Below are 16,667 nucleotides of genomic sequence, written 5' to 3' on the forward strand. Positions count from 1 at the left end.
TGGGTCAGTCAGTCAAGGTATTGACCGTCCGTCCGCTTTCGCGAGCAAGCTTTGCTCCCACAGGTTTTTCTGGCATCCGTCTACTGATCACTCCGGTCAACACACCGCACCTGTAGCGAGGGCGCTTGCTCCCACAGGTTTTTCTGACATCTACCTACTGATCATTCCAATCGAAACACCGCACCTGTGGCGAGGGAGCTTGCTCCCGCTGGGCTGCGTAGCGGCCCCGGCATCTTGCGGCGGCTCTGCACCATTGTGTGCGAGCTTGCTCGCGATAGCGGTGAGGCAGTCAGTTAGGTGTTGAATGTAAGTCGGCCATCGCGAGCAGGCTCCCCACAGATGATCTTGGGTGTTCATGAGGCTTGTGTTCACCACAGTCCCATTGTGGGGACATCTGTGGGAGCAAAGCTTGCTCGCGATAGCGGTGTGAATGGCAGTCCGCCTTCGCGAGCAGGCTCGCTCCCACAGGTGATCTTGGGTGTTCATGAGGCTTGTGTTCACCACCGGTTTTTCTGGTACCTACCTACTGATCATTCCAATCGAAACACCGCACCTGTGGCGAGGGAGCTTGCTCCCGCTGGGCTGCGCAGCGGCCCCGGCTTTTTGCGGCGGCTCTGCACCATTGTGGGAGCGGGCCTGTGATCAGCCAACCGCTCAAGCCAAAAGACCGCAGCCCTCGGCAGTGCCTGCATCGGATCAAATGCAGGAACTGTCGAAGGCTGCGGTGTTCGTTTCCAGCGTGTTTCATTTGCTGCTGGTAATTTCTCCTGCCGAGTCCTGGTCAAAGAACTCCGGGATTGGATAGTTGAAGCTGTTGAGCCAACGCTGCATGGCCATCTCGCGCTCTGCGGCGGAGGCGGTTTGCAGGTGGGTGGAGGCCGCCACGCCGCGAATCTGCAGTTGCATCCAGCTCTCGGTGCCTTGCTGCGCGGCCGAGGAGGGGCCTGGCTCAATGGCCCAGGCGGCGGTGGACAGGCTCACCATGCACACGATCATCAATTGTTTGGTCATCATTTCTTGAACTCCTCGTAACGCTCTACTTGACCGCGTCGGTTGAAGCATCGACAACCTCGGTCAGGCGGTTGGCGGGTAACGTCACTGCCTGAGGCGCCGAGCCCCTGATTTTTTCCGCACGGGCCTGGGCATCTGCCACTTGCCGGGGGCTGAGCTTGGCCATGTTGGCGAGCTCGGCGGCCTGCTTCCAGTTGTCCTGGTAAATCAGCAGGGTGACCATATTGAGCGCGGCCAGTGTGTCGGACTGCTGGAGTTCCATGGCGGTCATGAACTCGAAGCGGGCTTCTGAAACGCGTCGTTGGTTGAGGTAGACCACCCCCAGGTCATTGCGGATCTTGCCCTCGGTCGGGGCCATTTTCGCGGCGCGTTCGAGGTATTGCATTGCGGCCGCGTTGTCATTCCTGGCGGCCGCCAACTGACCCAGACCATGTTCACCGTCAGCGGCCAGGCAAGTCCCCTGCAGGCTTTTATACAGCGGTTCGGCCTCGTTTCGGCCCATCAGGCGCAGCACTCGAGCCTTGCGCAGACGGACCTGGACCAAGTCCTCGGGCAAGCGTTCGAGGTTCGCCAGGCTGGCGTATAGACGGCCCTCGTTGGCCATGTCTTCCGCCATGTTCAACGCCAACTCCTGGTCGGCTCCGGGCTTGGCGCAATCGGCCGAGCGTGAAGCCACCACACCGTTGCTGGCGCAGCCGGTAAGCATCAAGGCTGCCGTTAAAGCGATCACTGTTTTCATGGAATACCCCTTGGCGAACCGTTGGACATCTAACGCCTTGCACATCAGGCGCCGGCTCATTGGGAAAGCCCGCTGCGGTTGTCAAACTCGCCACTTTCGAGGAAGTACATGCGGTAGAAATTCGGGTCGTAGTTGCGCAGCTGCTCACCGGGCAAGGTCGGCAGTTGCGCGTCGGCCGCCAACGGTTGGACCAGGTGCGGGGTGACGATCATCAGCAACTCACGTTCTTCGCGGTTGATGGAATTGTCACGAAAGAACGCGCCAAGAATCGGTACGTCGCCCAGCCCTGGAAACTTGTTCACCTGGGAGCTGTTGCGGGTGCTGATCAGGCCGCTGATGACAAAACTTTCGCCATCGGCCAGGGCGATGCTGGTATCGGTGCGGCGCACGGTGAGGGCGGGTACCAGTGTCCCGGCGATATTCACGGCGTTGGTGAAGTCCAGCTCACTGACTTCCGGCGCCACCTTCAGGGCGATGCGATTCTTGCCGATGACGGTGGGGGTCAGGGTCAGGCGAATGCCGAATTCCTTGTACTCGATGGACACGTTATCGCTGCCGGCACTGGGCACCGGAATCGGCACTTCCCCACCCGCCAGGAAACTCGCGCTCTGCCCACTGAGGGCCACCAGGCTCGGCCGCGCCAGGGTATAGGCGAAACCACTGCCTTCCAGCGCGTTGATCATCAACAGGGTTTTACCGGTGGCGAAAGATAGGTTGAACATGTCGTTATTGGCCGGCAATGAAGGCCGGACCACACCGCCGATGGTGGGCAAGGTCCTCGGCGAGCCGAACAGGAAATTGCCACGGCTGCCGAAAATCGAGGTCGAGGCTTCCTTGAGCTTGGTCCGGCTGACTTCCACGAAACGGATGTCGGTCTGCACCTGGGCGAGCAGCATCGGGTCTTCGGAAGGCATGCTCGCAGCGCTCGTCAGCGCCTCAGTGGCCCGGCCTCTGACAAAGACCATGCTCTGGCGCGGTATTTTCGAACAGTCGGTCCAGACCATCAGGCTGGTGGCGCCGGGCGCCAGGCCCGTGAGAATGAAGGCATCGCTGCCGCTGGGTTGCACATCGGCGATTTTCGGGTCGCCGACGGCCAGTTTCGTCACGGGGGCGAGGATGCGCAGTTCGCTCTGGAGCCCTTGGCCAACCTCGAAGGTCGCCGGCAAATTGTCCAGTTGCGAACAGTTTGCCGTTGCGGCCTGTGCCGCCTCCAAGCCAAGCCCCATCCAGAACAGGCCGTGAATGAAATGTTTTAAAACGGGTGCGGTGCGCTGGGTCATGAAGTGATCCTCGATGGAGAGGCCTTCCCTAGGCTTGCCTGATGCCTCGGATCACTTAAGAGGCCCGGGCTGCCCCTTTACATCTCGCCAGATTGTTCATGAGTGCCGGCTTCAGGCCTCATCGCTACCAGCGAACGGGCGCATTACACCGGCCCGACTGAACGACAGGCAGCTTGCGAACAACCTTTTTGGGTCCCGGGATCTCCGGGATTGTCGAGGGCAGTGACGGTATCGATCAGGTCGCTTGAGGCGCTTTTTACCGACCCCGTCCTCGCTTGTGTTTGACGGTAGTTCACGCATGGCAAAGCGCCACGTCTCGGGACAAAAAAATGACTAAAAGCTGACGGGCGGAAAAGTCGGTGAAAGTTCGCGTCAATAATCTGTCTTTTCTTGCGGTTTTCGGTTGACGTATTCACATGGAAAGGATCAGCCGGCCGGCAAACAGAATCAGTACGACTCCCATGGTCCGCTCGAACCAATGGCCCATGCGCAGGAATACCTCCCGCACCTTTGCGCTGGAAAAAAACAGCGCCACGACGACGAACCACAGTGCGTTCACCAAGCACATCCAGACCCCATACAATGCCTGGATTTGCAGCGGCGTCGTCGCGCTGATCAACGTGGTGAAAATCGCCAGGAAGAACAGCGTGGCCTTGGGGTTGGTGGCGTTGGTCAGGAAGCCGGTGACAAAAGCTCTAAAGGGCGTTTGTCGGGCGATGGCCTGTTCGTTGTCCTGCTGGTTTTCAAGGGAGGACTTGGGTTGGCTGCGCAGCAGGCTGATGCCCAAGTAGATAATGTATGCGCCGCCCACGATCTTGGCCGCCGTCAGCAACCACGCGGTGGTATGCATCAGCGCACCGACGCCGAGCAAGGTGTAGAGGACATGCACCGAAATGCCAGCACCTATGCCCAGTGCCGTGCAGATCCCGACCCAGCGGCCGAAGCGAACGCTCTGGCGAATCGTCACGGCGAAATCCGGACCGGGCGCGACCACCGCGAGAAAGTGGAGGGTAGCCAGGGTCAGAAATTCGCCAAGGTAGTTGGATAGCATTTCAACTCCAAAAGGTCAGGGGCGAGGAATCGCCGCGATAACCGACAAAAAACGAAAGGCTCAGGCGTGGGGCGGCCACACCGGGGCTGACCGAATGCATGTATCGCGAGTTGAACATGATGAAGTCGCCGGGTTGCGGTCGTACTTCCAGGGTCGGGCGGCCGAGCAGGGCGGGGTCTATGCCGTAGCTGTCGCCGCGCATTTCATCGAACAGCTCTGGGGAGACGTGCTTATCCCATATCTGCAGTGCGCCGCCTTCGGAGGGCATGTTGAGATAGAGGTTGCAGGCGAACTGGGCTTGCAGGCTGTGGGCCTGGAAACTGTCGGGCGCGTCCTTGGCGAAAATATCGTGATGGGCCAGGAAACACACGCCGGGTTTCACCACACGAGACAGGCCTACGTACATCTTTCGGCCGTAAAGGCTTTCCAGGTGCGCCCCTGCTGGCCAGGTTTCGTCGAGCATGCAGCGCAAGGTGTCGACTGGCGAGGAATACGGTGCACAACGGTTGCGCAGCTCGACGATATTGCGACCGGCCTGGCGGAAGTAGTCTTCCATCAGTGGCGGCTGATTCTCGGCCTCATAGAAAGCCATGCCGATGCGCCCGATGCTGGGGGCGTTGATATAACCTTCGAAACCGGGGGCAAGGATCTTGTTACCAATTTCAATGGCCAATGATTCCGACAGAAAGTTTTTCAAGCGCACAACGAGCACTTCGCCATCTATCAATTTCTTGATACACCACTGATCGAGGTGCTCAACATCAAGCATCATGAGGCAGGTCCGTCTGAATAGGGGGAGGGGCTTGCGAGCAATTCCTGGCCGCAAGGCTGAATATCAGGCCACGTGGTAGTGAATTGACAACATTCCTTTCTTTTGTGAAAGCGAGGCGATGGTGACGGCTCCCAGCTCTTGCAGCCGCCTGACATGGGTGCCGCCGCAGCCATAAGCCGCCAGCTCACCGAAGCCGACTTCCCGGGTGCCTTGGCGAAGTGCGATCAGGCGCGGCAGGTCCGCGGCGATCCATGCATCGATGCCCTGTTGGATGATCGATACATCCAGCTCCTCAAAGTGTTCGCCGGGCTGGAACTGTACGCGGCTTTCGCCGGGCCAGTGATGGGCCTTGATCGGTTTCCAGCCACGGCTTTCGGCGAAATGGCCGATCAGATGTCCGGCCGAGTGCAGGCGTGAGTTCAGCAACCGCCGTTGCTCATCCACGCGGATCGTGGCCATGCCCGGGGCCACTGGGCGATCGACGTAATGAATGATCTGTTGCCCGTCCTGAACGACGCGCAACACCTGGGCGTCGTCGATCCATCCGGTGTCGCAGGGCTGACCGCCGCCCTGGGGATGGAACAGGGTGGCGCGCAGCACCACGGCAAATTCATTTTCCTGGGGGCTGCAGTCCAGGACTTCCGCGTTGGCCCTGAGGTCATCGCTGTGGAAAAAGAGGCGAAGCGTCATGGTCCATATCCACATCCAGAAATTGTGACGGGATTATAGGTAGCGTGTAAAAGGGTGATAATCCGTTCAGATTTCAAAGGACTGTTGCGTCATGAGCACAAATCTACCGTTGCCGTTGCTTGCTGAAATGGCCATCTTCGTCAAGGTCGTGGAGACCGGCAGCTTTTCCGAAGCGGCTCGCCAGTCTGGCTCATCGCCGTCTGCCATCAGCCGCAGCATTTCTCGCCTGGAGAAAGCCCTGGCGACTCGCTTATTACAGCGCACCACCCGCAAGTTGCGTTTGAGCGACGGCGGGGAAGAGGTGTTCAAGCGCTGCCAGGAGATGGTCGCCGCCGCTCGGTCGGTGATGGAAATCAGCGGCCAGTTCACCCAGGAAGCGCAAGGGCGTATCCGCGTCAGTGTGCCCAAGGCGGTGGGGCGTTTCGTGATCCATCCGCACATGCCTGAATTCTTGCGCCGTTATCCCAAGGTCGATGTGGAGCTGTTTCTGGAAGATCGACAGGTCGACTTGATTGATGATCATGTCGACCTGGCCATTCGGATTACCGATCAACCGCCGGCCGGGCTGGTGGGGCGCCAATTGCTGACCATTGACCACTTGCTCTGCGCCACGCCGCAATACCTGGCGGAACACGGGGTTCCCACGCATCCCCACGATTTGCTGGAGCACAGCTGTATCTACTTGGGAGAAACCCCGAACGATGCGCGCTGGAAATTCAAGAAAGGCAGCAAGGCCGTCACCGTAGGCGTGCGCGGACGTTATGCGGCCAATCACACGGGCGTGCGATTGGGCGCGGTGTTGCAGCACATCGGCATTGGCAGCCTGCCGTATTTTACCGCCCGACATGCCTTGGAACAGGGGCTGATCGTGCAGGTGCTGGCTGACTGGACGTTCCTGGCTTCCTACCACGGTGGCTTGTGGTTGCTGCATTCGCCGACCCGCTACCTGCCGCCGAAGCTGCGGGTGTTCATTGATTATCTGGTGGAGTGCCTGGCGAAGGAGCCGACCTTGAACAAAGTGGGCACGGGGAGTCGGTCCGGCAAGGTCGCGGCGCACTATGAGTTGCCGGAGAGTGATGGGTTGTTCTGACGGGCGCCATCGCGAGCAGGCTCGCTCCCACAGGAGGCCTGCTGCGCACACGAATCCCATGATCAAATATAGTCATTGTGGGAGCGGGCTTGCTCGCGAAGACGGCAGTACAGGCAACATCGTCGCAAGCTGACCCAGCGCCATCGCGAGCAAGCTCGCTCCCACAGGGGGGCTGTGGCGCACATGAATTCCTATGCTCAACCGCACCAGTGTGGGAGCGAGCTTGCTCGCGATGAGGCCCGTCCAGGCAACCCACTTTGCCTAGACAAAAAAAGGCCCGCCGGTTTAACCGTGCGGGCCTTTTGCAAGGCGGGTCGTTATCAGTGCTTGCTGTCCTGGTCCGACATCGCCAGCAATTGCTTTTCCTGGTTCCAGTCGAAAGGCTCGTCGTTTTGCTCGGCTTCGAAACGACGTTCTTCCAGGGCCTGGTACAGGGCGATTTCTTCGTCGGGCATGTAGTGCAGGCAGTCACCAGCGAAGTACCAGAGCAGGTCGCGAGGCACCAGGTGGGCGATCTGTGGATAACGTACGATTACCTGGCAAAGCAGGTCTTGACCCAGGTACTGGCTTTCGATCGGGTCGACGGGCAGTTGCGCGCGCAACTCGTCGAAGCGCTCCAGGAACAAGGCGTGGCTTTCTTCGGGCACCTGTTCGGCCTCACCCACGGCGACCAGGATGCTGCGCAAATGGTCAAGCAAGACAAGGTGATCGGCAACGATGTTGGACACGAGATAAGTCCTCAAGAGCAAAACGGGCGCGGGAGTATAAAGCCCTTGCGCCCGCTTTTATAGGTAGCGAGCTCATAGCTGACGAGCGCACCTGGCGGTCACAATCAACGGACCTTGTCCTGCGCCAGCGTCAGCTCGTCCTTATCGAAATCATCCACATCGATGACCTTGCGCCGCGCCGCTTCGGCCGCGCGCAAGGTCTGCGCTTCGCCGGCTTGCAGCACACCGGCTTCCAAGGCCGCATCGATGAGGGGTTCGCCTGGCGCCGGGTTGAGCTGGCCCTGCTTGAGCGCACCGTGCAGTTTCTTGTGCAGCGGATGGGCGGCCGCCAGCAGATCGGCGGCGTGTTGCAAGGCGCCCACCGGGTCGTCGGTCGATTGCGGACGATAGCAACCTTGCAGCAACTCTTCGAGGGTCGGGTCACCTTTGGGTCGGCCAATGACCGCAGCCACCTCGGCGTCGAGTCTGTCGCTCGGGCCTTTGTGACGACGACCGAAGGGGAACACCACCAGGCGCAACAGGCAACCCAGCACCCGGTTCGGAAAGTTGCCCAGCAGTTCATCCAGCGCGCGTTCCGACTGGCCGAGACTTTCCTCCATGGCCCATTTGAACAGCGGTGCCATGTGGTCCGGCGAATCGAGGTCGTGATAACGCTTGAGCGCGGCGGACGCCAGGTACAGGTTGCTCAAGACATCGCCCAAGCGCGCCGACAGGCGTTCGCGGCGTTTGAGCTCACCACCCAGCAGCATCATGCTCAAGTCCGCCAGCAGGGCGAATGCCGCGGCCTGGCGGTTGAGGGCGCGGAAGTAACCCTGGCTCAAGGCATTGCCGGGGGCCTTCTCGAAATGTCCCAGGCCCAAGTTGAGCACCAGGGTGCTGGCGGCGTTGCTGACCGCGAAACCGATGTGCTTGAGCAACAAGGCATCGAACTCGATCAGTGCCTGGTCCTTGTCCTCACGGGTCGCCAAGGCCATTTCCTTGAGCACGAACGGATGGCAGCGAATGGCGCCCTGGCCGAAGATCATCAAGTTGCGCGACAGAATGTTCGCGCCTTCGACCGTGATGAAGATCGGCGCACCTTGCCAACTGCGGCCCAGGTAATTATTCGGGCCCATGATGATGCCCTTGCCGCCATGCACGTCCATGGCGTGGCTGATGCACTCGCGACCGCGCTCGGTCAGGTGGTACTTGAGAATGGCCGACAGCACCGAGGGCTTTTCCCCCAGGTCCACCGCGTTGGCGGTCAGCATGCGTGCCGCATCCATCATCCAGGCATTGCCGCCGATGCGCGCCATGGCTTCCTGGATGCCTTCGAACGCCGACAACGGTACGTTGAACTGCTCGCGCACCTGGGCGTACTGGCCCGTTACCAAGCTGGTGAACTTCGCCGCACCGGTGCCCACCGCCGGCAGGGAAATCGAGCGCCCGACCGACAGGCAGTTCATCAGCATCATCCAACCCTTGCCGAGCATGTCCTGGCCGCCAATGAGGAAGTCCAGCGGGATGAATACGTCCTTGCCCCAGTTCGGCCCATTCATGAATGCGGCGCCGAGGGGCAGGTGACGGCGGCCGATGTGCACGCCCGGGGTGTCGGTGGGAATCAAGGCGAGGCTGATGCCCAGGTCTTCTTCGTCACCCAGCAAGTGGTCGGGGTCGTATGCCTTGAACGCCAGGCCCAGGAGGGTGGCCACCGGGCCGAGAGTGATGTAGCGCTTTTCCCAGTTCAGGCGCAGTCCGAGGGTTTCCTGGCCTTCCCATTCACCCTTGCAGATGATGCCGGTGTCGGGCATCGCCCCAGCGTCGGAGCCGGCCAGCGGCCCGGTCAGGGCGAAGCAGGGAATGTCGTCGCCACGTGCCAGGCGCGGCAGGTAGTGGTCGCGTTGTTCGTCGGTGCCGTAGTGCAGCAGCAGTTCCGCCGGGCCGAGGGAGTTGGGGACCATCACGGTGGACGCCAGGTCGCCGCTGCGGGTGGCCAGTTTCATCGCCACCTGGGAGTGGGCATAGGCGGAGAAACCCTTGCCACCGTATTCCTTGGGAATGATCAGGGCGAAGAATCCGTGCTCCTTGATGTGAGCCCAAGCGTCAGGTGGCAGATCCATGGCCTGGCCGATCTGCCAGTCGCTGACCATCGCGCAGAGTTCTTCGGTGGGGCCGTCGAGGAACGCCTGCTCTTCCTCCGTCAGTTGCACCTTGGGGTAGGCCAGCAGCAAGTCCCAGTCCGGGCGGCCGCTGAACAGCTCGCCATCCCACCACACCGTGCCGGCGTCGATGGCGTCGCGCTCGGTCTCGGACATGGGCGGCAGGGTCTTCTGGAACCAGTCGAACATCGGCGCACTGAAATATTTGCGGCGCAGGTCCGACAGCAGCAGCGGGGCCGCGACAGCCGCGAGCACTACCCAGAGGATCAGCAGCAGCCAGCCGGGCGCATGGCTGAAAATGCCCATGGCCAACAGGTAGACCGCGACAATACCCAGCGCGGGCAGCGGTTCGGTGCGCCGATGCGCCAGCCAGGCGATCCCGACGACCAGCACCAGTATCCACAACAACAGCATATGTAATCCTCCGTGAACCAAGGCAAAACCGACCTTCAGAGCTTAGACGGCATCTGCAAAAACGGCGGTCAGCGCGATGTGATTGATTTCGTGGGAAACCCTGGATGTATTGCGCCAGTCTGGTTGGCAACAGCCGTGGGAAATCGTTCGTTAACAAGGTGAGAAAACGCCATTGTTTGGCCGGAATGCCGTTATCGCTGGGCGCCGGCTGTGGATAGACTCGAACACAGTCAGCCCCAGCCGAGCACGGTCCTTGTGGCGAGGGGATTTATCCCCGCTGGGCTGCAAAGCAGCCCCAAGGCAGGCCACTCACTCTGCGTGGCACACCGAGGTGTCAGGTTTAGGGCCGCTTCGCGTCCAGCGGGGATAAATCCCCTCGCCACAAGGACGGAGTTCAACCCTCAGCGACGGTGATGATTCCCGAGAGGTCTTCCTTTCATGCAGCAATACCTGAACCCCAGCCGCTTCATCGACAGCGACCACCCCGCGGTCATCGACTTCGCCGAAACCCACCGCGGCGTCGACCGCGACCCGTTGGCCCAGGCGGTCAGCCTGTATTACGCCGTGCGCGAGGCGGTGCGCTACAACCCCTACACCTTCAGCCGTGACCCGGCGACCCTGCGCGGCAGTTACGCGTTGATGGCAGGCGAAAGCTATTGCGTGCCCAAGGCCACCTTGCTGGCCGGATGCGCCCGGCATTGCGGCATCCCGGCGCGTATTGGCCTGGCGGATGTTCGTAATCACCTGTCTACGCCGCGCCTGCTGGCATTGCTCAGGAGCGACGTGTTTGCCATGCACGGTTATACCGAGCTGTACCTGAACGACCGCTGGGTCAAGGCCACGCCGGCGTTCAACCAAGGCTTGTGCGAGTTGTTCGATGTGGCTCCGCTGGAATTCGACGGTCGCCACGACAGCGTCTTCCACCCGTTCAATCGGCAAGGGGCGAAGCTGATGGAGTACGTCACCGAGCACGGCCCGTTTGCCGATGTCCCCGAGGCTTTCTTCTTCGAACACCTGGAAAAATGCTATCCGCACCTGTTCGGCGAGCAGGTGCCGCTCTTGCTGGGCGATATGCAGGGCGATTTGAGTCGCGCCTGATCCGGCGTATGCTGCTGCGGCATTTATCCATCGAGGACGCCGTGATGCTGAAGATATGGGGCCGGAAAAATTCATCGAATGTGCGCAAGGCGTTGTGGTGCGCAGAAGAGTTGGGGCTGGCCTACGAGGCCATCGATGCGGGCGGGGCATTCGGTGTGGTGGACACGCCTGAGTACCGCGCGAAAAATCCCAACGGCCGCGTGCCGATGATCGAGGACGACGGCTTCGTACTTTGGGAATCCAACGCCATCGTGCGTTACCTGGCGGCGCGCCATGCGTCGGGTTCGGCCTGGTATCCGGCTGACGTACAGGCACGAGCCAACGCTGAAAAGTGGATGGACTGGACCACGTCCAGTTTTGCCGGACCGTTTCGCACGGTGTTCTGGGGCGTCCTGCGCACCCCGGCCGAGCAACAGGACTGGGCGGCCATCAATGCGGCGATCAAGGAATGCGACGACTTGCTGGCGATGGTCGAGCAGACCTTGAGCGAGCAACCTTACCTGTCGGGTGATGAAATCGGCATGGGCGACATTCCCCTGGGCAGTTTCATTTATGCCTGGTTCGAGATGCCCATCCAGCGCGCTGCGCTACCTAACGTGCAGGCCTGGTACGCGCGGTTGCAGCAGCGTCCCGCCTACCGCAAGGCCGTCATGACCGCGTTGACTTAATAGTTACTATCGACACACTTGACTGTACTTGTGCGGCGACGCCAAGCACCATTGCGTTCATGCGCCGTGGTTGTATTGCTCGCCGCCCGCCCTTATCTACTCTTTTCTTCCCTCCCTTCTTGGTGCGTAATCCGATATGAGTTCCGCTCTGTCCATCCGGCAGTTAACCAAAACCTACGGCAACGGTTTCCAGGCCTTGAGTGGTATCGATCTGGACGTCGCCGAAGGTGATTTCTTCGCCTTGCTCGGCCCTAACGGTGCCGGCAAATCCACCACCATCGGCATTCTTTCCACCTTGGTGAACAAGACCAGCGGCACGGTGAATGTCTTTGGTCACGACCTGGATCGCGAGCCCGCCGCCCTCAAGCGTTGCATCGGCGTGGTGCCCCAGGAGTTCAACTTCAATCAGTTCGAAAAGACCTTCGACATCGTCGTGACCCAGGCCGGTTACTACGGCATCCCGCCGAAGATCGCCAACGAGCGCGCCGAGCAGTACCTGACCCAACTGGGCCTGTGGGACAAGCGTGACGTGCCGTCCCGCTCGCTGTCCGGCGGCATGAAACGTCGACTGATGATCGCCCGCGCGTTGGTGCATGAGCCGCGCCTGCTGATCCTCGACGAGCCGACCGCCGGCGTGGACATCGAGCTGCGTCGTTCGATGTGGAGCTTCCTGACCGAGCTGAACCAGAAAGGCATCACCATCATCCTCACCACCCATTACCTGGAAGAGGCTGAACAGTTGTGCCGCAACATCGGCATCATCGACCACGGCACCATTGTCGAGAACACCAGCATGCGCCAGTTGCTCAGCCAACTGCATGTGGAAACCTTCCTGCTGGACCTGAAACACGACCTGACGGCTGCCCCCCAGCTCATCGGCTATCCGGCCCGCCTGGTGGACAGCCACACCCTGGAAGTGCAGGTGGACAAAGCCGTGGGCATCACCGGGTTGTTCACCCAACTGGCCTTGCAAAACATTGAAGTGCTGAGCCTGCGCAACAAAACCAATCGCCTCGAGGAGTTGTTCGTGTCCCTGGTGGAGAAAAATCTGGCGAAGGTGGCGGTATGAGCATGAGTTCCGAACTGCGCCCCAACCTCATCGCCCTCAATACCATCGTCTACCGTGAAGTCCGGCGTTTCATGCGGATCTGGCCACAAACGCTGCTGCCGCCGGCCATCACCATGGTCTTGTACTTCGTGATCTTCGGTAACCTGATCGGCCGGCAGATTGGCGACATGGGTGGCTTCACGTACATGGACTACATCGTGCCGGGACTGATCATGATGTCGGTGATCACCAACTCCTACGGCAACGTGGTGTCGAGTTTCTTCGGCAGCAAATTCCAGCGCTCGATCGAAGAGTTGATGGTCTCGCCGGTGTCGCCCCATACGATCCTCATCGGCTACACCCTGGGTGGTGTATTGCGCGGCCTGGCGGTGGGCCTGATCGTGACGCTGCTGTCGTTGTTCTTCACCGATCTGCAAGTGCATCACCTGGGGGTGACGGTCTTGGTGGTGGTGCTCACGGCTACGATCTTTTCGCTGCTGGGTTTCATCAATGCCGTGTTTGCGCGTAACTTCGATGACATCTCCATCATCCCGACGTTCGTGCTCACGCCGCTGACCTACCTGGGCGGGGTGTTCTACTCGATCTCCTTGTTGCCACCGTTCTGGCAGACCGTGTCCCTGGCCAACCCGGTGCTGCACATGGTCAACGCCTTTCGCTACGGCATCCTCGGTGTGTCGGACATCAAGATCAGCATTGCCATCACCTTCATGCTGGTGGCGACCGTGGTGCTTTACCTCGGTTGCGCGCGGTTGCTGGTCAGCGGGCGCGGGATGCGGACCTGACAAGTCCGCGTCGCCTTCTTCGCGAGCAAGCCCACATTCGATATTCAGTGAACGCAAGATTGGCGTTTGGCATGGATCAGTGTGGGAGCGGGCTTGCCCGCGAAGAGGCCAGCAAGAACACCACAAAAAAGGCCTCCATTCCCAGGAGGCCTTTTTTGCATCTCACATCCGGCTTTTCTTGCGCCGCCGCCACTGCCGCGCCACCCACCAGCGCCAGTAACTCATGGTGACGAAGTAGGCCAGGGCGCCGAGCACCAGGCCGGTCACCACCGAGCCCAGCAGGAACGGTTGCCACAAAGTGGACAACTGGCCGCTGATCCATTCCCAGGTCAGTTCATCGGGCAGCGTCCGGGCGGGCACGTCCATCAGCCAGGCGCCGGTCTGGTAGGTGCAGAAAAACACCGCCGGCATGGTGATTGGGTTGGTCAGCCACACCAAACTGACCGCAATCGGCATATTGCCGCGTACCGTGACGGCCAGCGCGGCGGCCAGCAACATCTGCAACGGAATCGGCAGGAACGCGGCGAACAGGCCAACGGCCATCGCCCGGGCCACCGAGTGCCGATTGAGGTGCCAAAGGTTGGGATCGTGCAGCAGGGTACCGAGAAAACGTAAGGACTTATGTTCCCGAATGCTCTCTGGGTCTGGCATGTAACGTTTGAATAGGCGCCGGGGCATAAGGCTTCTCGGTCGGTTCAACGCAATTAAAGCCGCAAGTATGTCTGGATTCTACGGCCGGCAGATTCAGACTTTGTGACAATTGATAACGCCAGCGGTGCCGCGAACCGTCTATGCCTGAAGAGGGCACTCTCAAGGACGGGTTATGCGCACAGGATTAGTCGCGCTTGCATCGGGGCTGGTGGCCCCGATTTTTTTACCGGCACTGCCGCCGTTGTGGCTGATTGTAGCCATGCCGGTGCTGGCGCTGATGGCGTTGCCGTTTCGAACCTACCCGTTGGGTTTTTTCCTGTTCGGGCTGGCCTGGGCCTGTCTGTCGGCGCAGTCGGTACTGGACGATCGATTGCCTGCCGCCCTGGACGGCGAAACCCGCTGGGTCGAAGGGCGCGTCGTCGGTTTGCCGCAACAGGGCGACGGCGTGGTGCGCTTCGAACTGGCCGATGTCCAATCACGTCGTACCCGGTTACCGAAAACGCTGCGCCTCGCCTGGTTTGGTGGACCGCCCGTCAACAGCGGCGAACGCTGGCGATTGGCAGTGAAGCTCAAGCGACCCGCCGGGTTGCTGAACCCGCACGGCTTCGATTATGCCGCCTGGTTGTTGAGCCGGGGTATCGGCGCGACCGGGACGATCAAGCAAGGGCGTCTCCTGCAAGCGGCCCGGGACGCCTGGCGTGACGAGGTGCGCCAGGCGCTGGCACAGGTCGATGCCTACGGCCGCTCCGGTGCGCTGGCGGCATTGGTCCTGGGCGACGGTGGCGGGCTGAGTCGCGAGGATTGGCAAGTGTTGCAAGACACCGGCACCGTTCATTTGCTGGTGATTTCCGGGCAACACATCGGCCTGCTTGCCGGCCTGGTGTACCTGCTGGTGGCCGGCGCGGCGCGTTATGGCCTGTGGCCGGCGGGACTCGCGTGGTTGCCTTGGGCCTGTGCGCTGGCTTTTTGCGCCGCCCTGGGCTACGGCTTGCTCGCCGGCTTCGAGGTGCCGGTGCGACGGGCTTGCGCGATGATCGGCCTGGTATTGCTGTGGCGCTTGCGCTTCAAGCAGCCTGACCCCTGGTGGGCCTGGCTGCTTGCCTTCACCGGGGTGCTGGTGTTCGATCCGCTCGCAAGCCTGCGGCCGGGATTTTGGTTGTCGTTTGCTGCCGTCGCCATCTTGATGTTCACCTTTGGTGCGCGACTGGGGCCTTGGCGCTGGTGGCAAACCTGGACCCGTGCCCAGTGGCTGGTTGCGCTCGGCCTGTGTCCGTTGCTATTGATCGTGGGCTTGCCGGTTAGCCTCAGCGGGCCGCTGGTGAACCTGTTCGCGGTACCGTGGATCAGCCTGCTGGTCTTGCCGCCGGCGCTGCTCGGCACGGCGTTGTTGCCGGTGCCGCTCATCGGCGAAGGCCTGCTGTGGATCGCCGGCGGTTTGCTCGATTTGCTGTTCAAGGGGCTGGCGCTGGTGGCCGGACGAATGCCCGCCTGGGTGCCGGTTGCGGTCCCGCCCTGGGCTTTGGGTATCGCCGCCCTGGGGGCTTTTTTACTGCTATTGCCCAAAGGCGTGCCGCTGCGTGTGCTGGGATGGCCGATGATCTTGCTGATGGTTTTCCCGCCGCGAGAGAGCCTGCCGCCAGGGCACGCCGAGGTCTGGCAACTGGACGTCGGCCAAGGACTGGCGGTGCTGGTACGCACCCGGCATCACACCTTGCTTTACGACGCCGGGCCGCGTTTTGGCGAGGCCGATGCGGGCGAACGTGTCGTGCTGCCGACCTTGCGTAAACTCGGCGTGCACGGCTTGGACCTGATGCTCCTCAGCCATGCCGACGCCGATCATGCCGGCGGCGCCCGCGCCGTGCGCAAGGGCCTGCCGACGATGGAAGTCATCAGCGGCGATCCGGACGCGCTGCCCGCCGAGCTGCTGGCCGGGCCTTGCGACAGCGGCAGGCGTTGGGAGTGGGATGACGTCGGGTTCGAACTGTGGCGGTGGGCCTCTGCCGTCGAAAGCAACCAGAAGTCCTGCGTCCTGCTGGTGGAGGCCGGCGGCGAACGCCTGCTGCTGACCGGCGATATCGATACTCCTGCCGAGCGCGCTTTGCTCGACGATGCCTTGGCGCTGCCGATCCAGTGGCTCGCCGCGCCTCACCACGGCAGCCGCAGCTCGTCGTCGATGGCCTTGCTGTCGCGCCTCAAGCCGCATTCGGTGCTGATCTCCCGAGGGAAGGGCAATGCGTTCGGCCATCCCCATCCGCAAGTGATGGCCCGGTACCGCCGCTCGGGGCTGGCGATCTACGACAGCGCCGAGCAGGGTGCCATTCGTCTGCAACTGGGCGCGTTCGAGTCGCCGCGCACCGAGGCCGGGCACCGACGCTACTGGCGCGATCCGCCCGGCGTCGGGCCACCGCGGCAACATTGATCCAGGGCAATCGGCTGATGCGCTTATCGGCGGGGCGGGTCTGCAAGGCGAGTCTGTGTGATAAAGT

The 16,667-nt window shown here is 61.3% G+C and carries 15 protein-coding genes; 6 read left to right on the plus strand and 9 right to left on the minus strand.

Annotated features, from left to right (window positions below):
* Positions 1-744 precede the first annotated feature (744 nt).
* The 6 genes from J3361_RS12005 to J3361_RS12030 all read right to left on the minus strand — a co-directional run bounded on the left by J3361_RS12005 (position 745) and on the right by J3361_RS12030 (position 5,543).
* Positions 745-1,014 (minus strand): DUF3613 domain-containing protein, encoded by a 270-nt coding sequence (locus J3361_RS12005; protein ID WP_207964782.1) that lies wholly within the window; start codon positions 1,012-1,014, stop codon positions 745-747.
* Between the two features lie 22 nt (positions 1,015-1,036).
* Complete coding sequence (locus J3361_RS12010; RefSeq protein WP_207964783.1) at positions 1,037-1,750, minus strand: tetratricopeptide repeat protein; 714 nt, start codon at positions 1,748-1,750, stop codon at positions 1,037-1,039.
* Between the two features lie 56 nt (positions 1,751-1,806).
* Positions 1,807-3,030: a type II and III secretion system protein family protein gene (locus J3361_RS12015; protein WP_207964784.1), complete on the minus strand. Its 1,224-nt coding sequence runs from the start codon at positions 3,028-3,030 to the stop codon at positions 1,807-1,809.
* Between the two features lie 412 nt (positions 3,031-3,442).
* Entirely contained in the window at positions 3,443-4,081 is a 639-nt protein-coding gene (locus J3361_RS12020) for a LysE family transporter (RefSeq protein ID WP_207964785.1), read from the minus strand.
* Between the two features lies 1 nt (position 4,082).
* Positions 4,083-4,853 (minus strand): 2OG-Fe(II) oxygenase, encoded by a 771-nt coding sequence (locus J3361_RS12025; RefSeq protein ID WP_207964786.1) that lies wholly within the window; start codon positions 4,851-4,853, stop codon positions 4,083-4,085.
* A 63-nt stretch (positions 4,854-4,916) separates the two neighbouring features.
* Positions 4,917-5,543 carry an alanyl-tRNA editing protein gene (locus tag J3361_RS12030; protein ID WP_207964787.1) on the minus strand — a complete coding sequence of 209 codons (627 nt, stop codon included), beginning with the start codon at positions 5,541-5,543 and terminating at the stop codon, positions 4,917-4,919.
* Positions 5,544-5,634: 91 nt separating this feature from the next.
* On the opposite strand from J3361_RS12030, the gene J3361_RS12035 reads away from it, so the two are divergent.
* Complete coding sequence (locus tag J3361_RS12035) at positions 5,635-6,633, plus strand: LysR family transcriptional regulator (RefSeq protein WP_207964788.1); 999 nt, start codon at positions 5,635-5,637, stop codon at positions 6,631-6,633.
* 320 nt (positions 6,634-6,953) lie between these two features.
* On the opposite strand, the gene J3361_RS12040 is transcribed toward J3361_RS12035, so the two are convergent.
* Both J3361_RS12040 and J3361_RS12045 read right to left on the minus strand, forming a co-directional pair.
* A complete protein-coding gene (locus tag J3361_RS12040; protein WP_003179340.1) occupies positions 6,954-7,361 on the minus strand; it encodes a PA2817 family protein in 408 nt (135 codons plus the stop codon).
* 104 nt (positions 7,362-7,465) lie between these two features.
* On the minus strand, positions 7,466-9,913 hold the full coding sequence (locus tag J3361_RS12045; RefSeq protein ID WP_207964789.1) for an acyl-CoA dehydrogenase: 2,448 nt from the start codon (positions 9,911-9,913) through the stop codon (positions 7,466-7,468).
* Between the two features lie 438 nt (positions 9,914-10,351).
* On the opposite strand from J3361_RS12045, the gene J3361_RS12050 reads away from it, so the two are divergent.
* The 4 genes from J3361_RS12050 (at position 10,352) to J3361_RS12065 (ending at position 13,530) form a co-directional block, all read left to right on the plus strand.
* Positions 10,352-11,011 (plus strand): transglutaminase family protein, encoded by a 660-nt coding sequence (locus J3361_RS12050; protein ID WP_207964790.1) that lies wholly within the window; start codon positions 10,352-10,354, stop codon positions 11,009-11,011.
* Between the two features lie 44 nt (positions 11,012-11,055).
* On the plus strand, positions 11,056-11,679 hold the full coding sequence (locus J3361_RS12055; RefSeq protein WP_207964791.1) for a glutathione S-transferase: 624 nt from the start codon (positions 11,056-11,058) through the stop codon (positions 11,677-11,679).
* Positions 11,680-11,815: 136 nt separating this feature from the next.
* Positions 11,816-12,748, plus strand: coding sequence for an ABC transporter ATP-binding protein (locus J3361_RS12060; RefSeq protein WP_207964792.1), 933 nt, complete (start codon positions 11,816-11,818; stop codon positions 12,746-12,748).
* Between the two features lie 2 nt (positions 12,749-12,750).
* Positions 12,751-13,530 (plus strand): ABC transporter permease, encoded by a 780-nt coding sequence (locus J3361_RS12065; RefSeq protein ID WP_041476072.1) that lies wholly within the window; start codon positions 12,751-12,753, stop codon positions 13,528-13,530.
* Between the two features lie 162 nt (positions 13,531-13,692).
* Here J3361_RS12065 and J3361_RS12070 read toward each other — a convergent pair whose 3' ends face one another.
* Positions 13,693-14,208 carry a DUF2062 domain-containing protein gene (locus J3361_RS12070; RefSeq protein ID WP_092150130.1) on the minus strand — a complete coding sequence of 172 codons (516 nt, stop codon included), beginning with the start codon at positions 14,206-14,208 and terminating at the stop codon, positions 13,693-13,695.
* Positions 14,209-14,353: 145 nt separating this feature from the next.
* Here J3361_RS12070 and J3361_RS12075 point away from each other — a divergent pair, with 145 nt between their 5' ends.
* Positions 14,354-16,600, plus strand: a complete 2,247-nt coding sequence (locus J3361_RS12075; RefSeq protein WP_207964793.1) for a DNA internalization-related competence protein ComEC/Rec2 — start codon at positions 14,354-14,356, stop codon at positions 16,598-16,600.
* Positions 16,601-16,667: the final 67 nt, after the last annotated feature.

This window comes from Pseudomonas sp. OA65 (assembly GCF_017498305.1).
Taxonomy (GTDB): Bacteria; Pseudomonadota; Gammaproteobacteria; order Pseudomonadales; family Pseudomonadaceae; genus Aquipseudomonas; species Aquipseudomonas zanjanensis.

Bases quoted from the DNA above. Each gene is read 5' to 3' on its own strand.
- J3361_RS12050 (WP_207964790.1), top strand. From the start codon at position 10,352: ATGCAGCAATACCTGAACCCCAGCCGCTTCATCGACAGCGACCACCCC.
- J3361_RS12065 (WP_041476072.1), top strand. From the start codon at position 12,751: ATGAGTTCCGAACTGCGCCCCAACCTCATCGCCCTCAATACCATCGTC.
- J3361_RS12015 (WP_207964784.1), bottom strand. From the start codon at position 3,030: ATGACCCAGCGCACCGCACCCGTTTTAAAACATTTCATTCACGGCCTG.
- J3361_RS12020 (WP_207964785.1), bottom strand. From the start codon at position 4,081: ATGCTATCCAACTACCTTGGCGAATTTCTGACCCTGGCTACCCTCCAC.
- J3361_RS12060 (WP_207964792.1), top strand. From the start codon at position 11,816: ATGAGTTCCGCTCTGTCCATCCGGCAGTTAACCAAAACCTACGGCAAC.
- J3361_RS12030 (WP_207964787.1), bottom strand. From the start codon at position 5,543: ATGACGCTTCGCCTCTTTTTCCACAGCGATGACCTCAGGGCCAACGCG.
- J3361_RS12070 (WP_092150130.1), bottom strand. From the start codon at position 14,208: ATGCCCCGGCGCCTATTCAAACGTTACATGCCAGACCCAGAGAGCATT.
- J3361_RS12005 (WP_207964782.1), bottom strand. From the start codon at position 1,014: ATGATGACCAAACAATTGATGATCGTGTGCATGGTGAGCCTGTCCACC.
- J3361_RS12010 (WP_207964783.1), bottom strand. From the start codon at position 1,750: ATGAAAACAGTGATCGCTTTAACGGCAGCCTTGATGCTTACCGGCTGC.
- J3361_RS12055 (WP_207964791.1), top strand. From the start codon at position 11,056: ATGCTGAAGATATGGGGCCGGAAAAATTCATCGAATGTGCGCAAGGCG.
- J3361_RS12035 (WP_207964788.1), top strand. From the start codon at position 5,635: ATGAGCACAAATCTACCGTTGCCGTTGCTTGCTGAAATGGCCATCTTC.
- J3361_RS12045 (WP_207964789.1), bottom strand. From the start codon at position 9,913: ATGCTGTTGTTGTGGATACTGGTGCTGGTCGTCGGGATCGCCTGGCTG.
- J3361_RS12075 (WP_207964793.1), top strand. From the start codon at position 14,354: ATGCGCACAGGATTAGTCGCGCTTGCATCGGGGCTGGTGGCCCCGATT.
- J3361_RS12025 (WP_207964786.1), bottom strand. From the start codon at position 4,853: ATGATGCTTGATGTTGAGCACCTCGATCAGTGGTGTATCAAGAAATTG.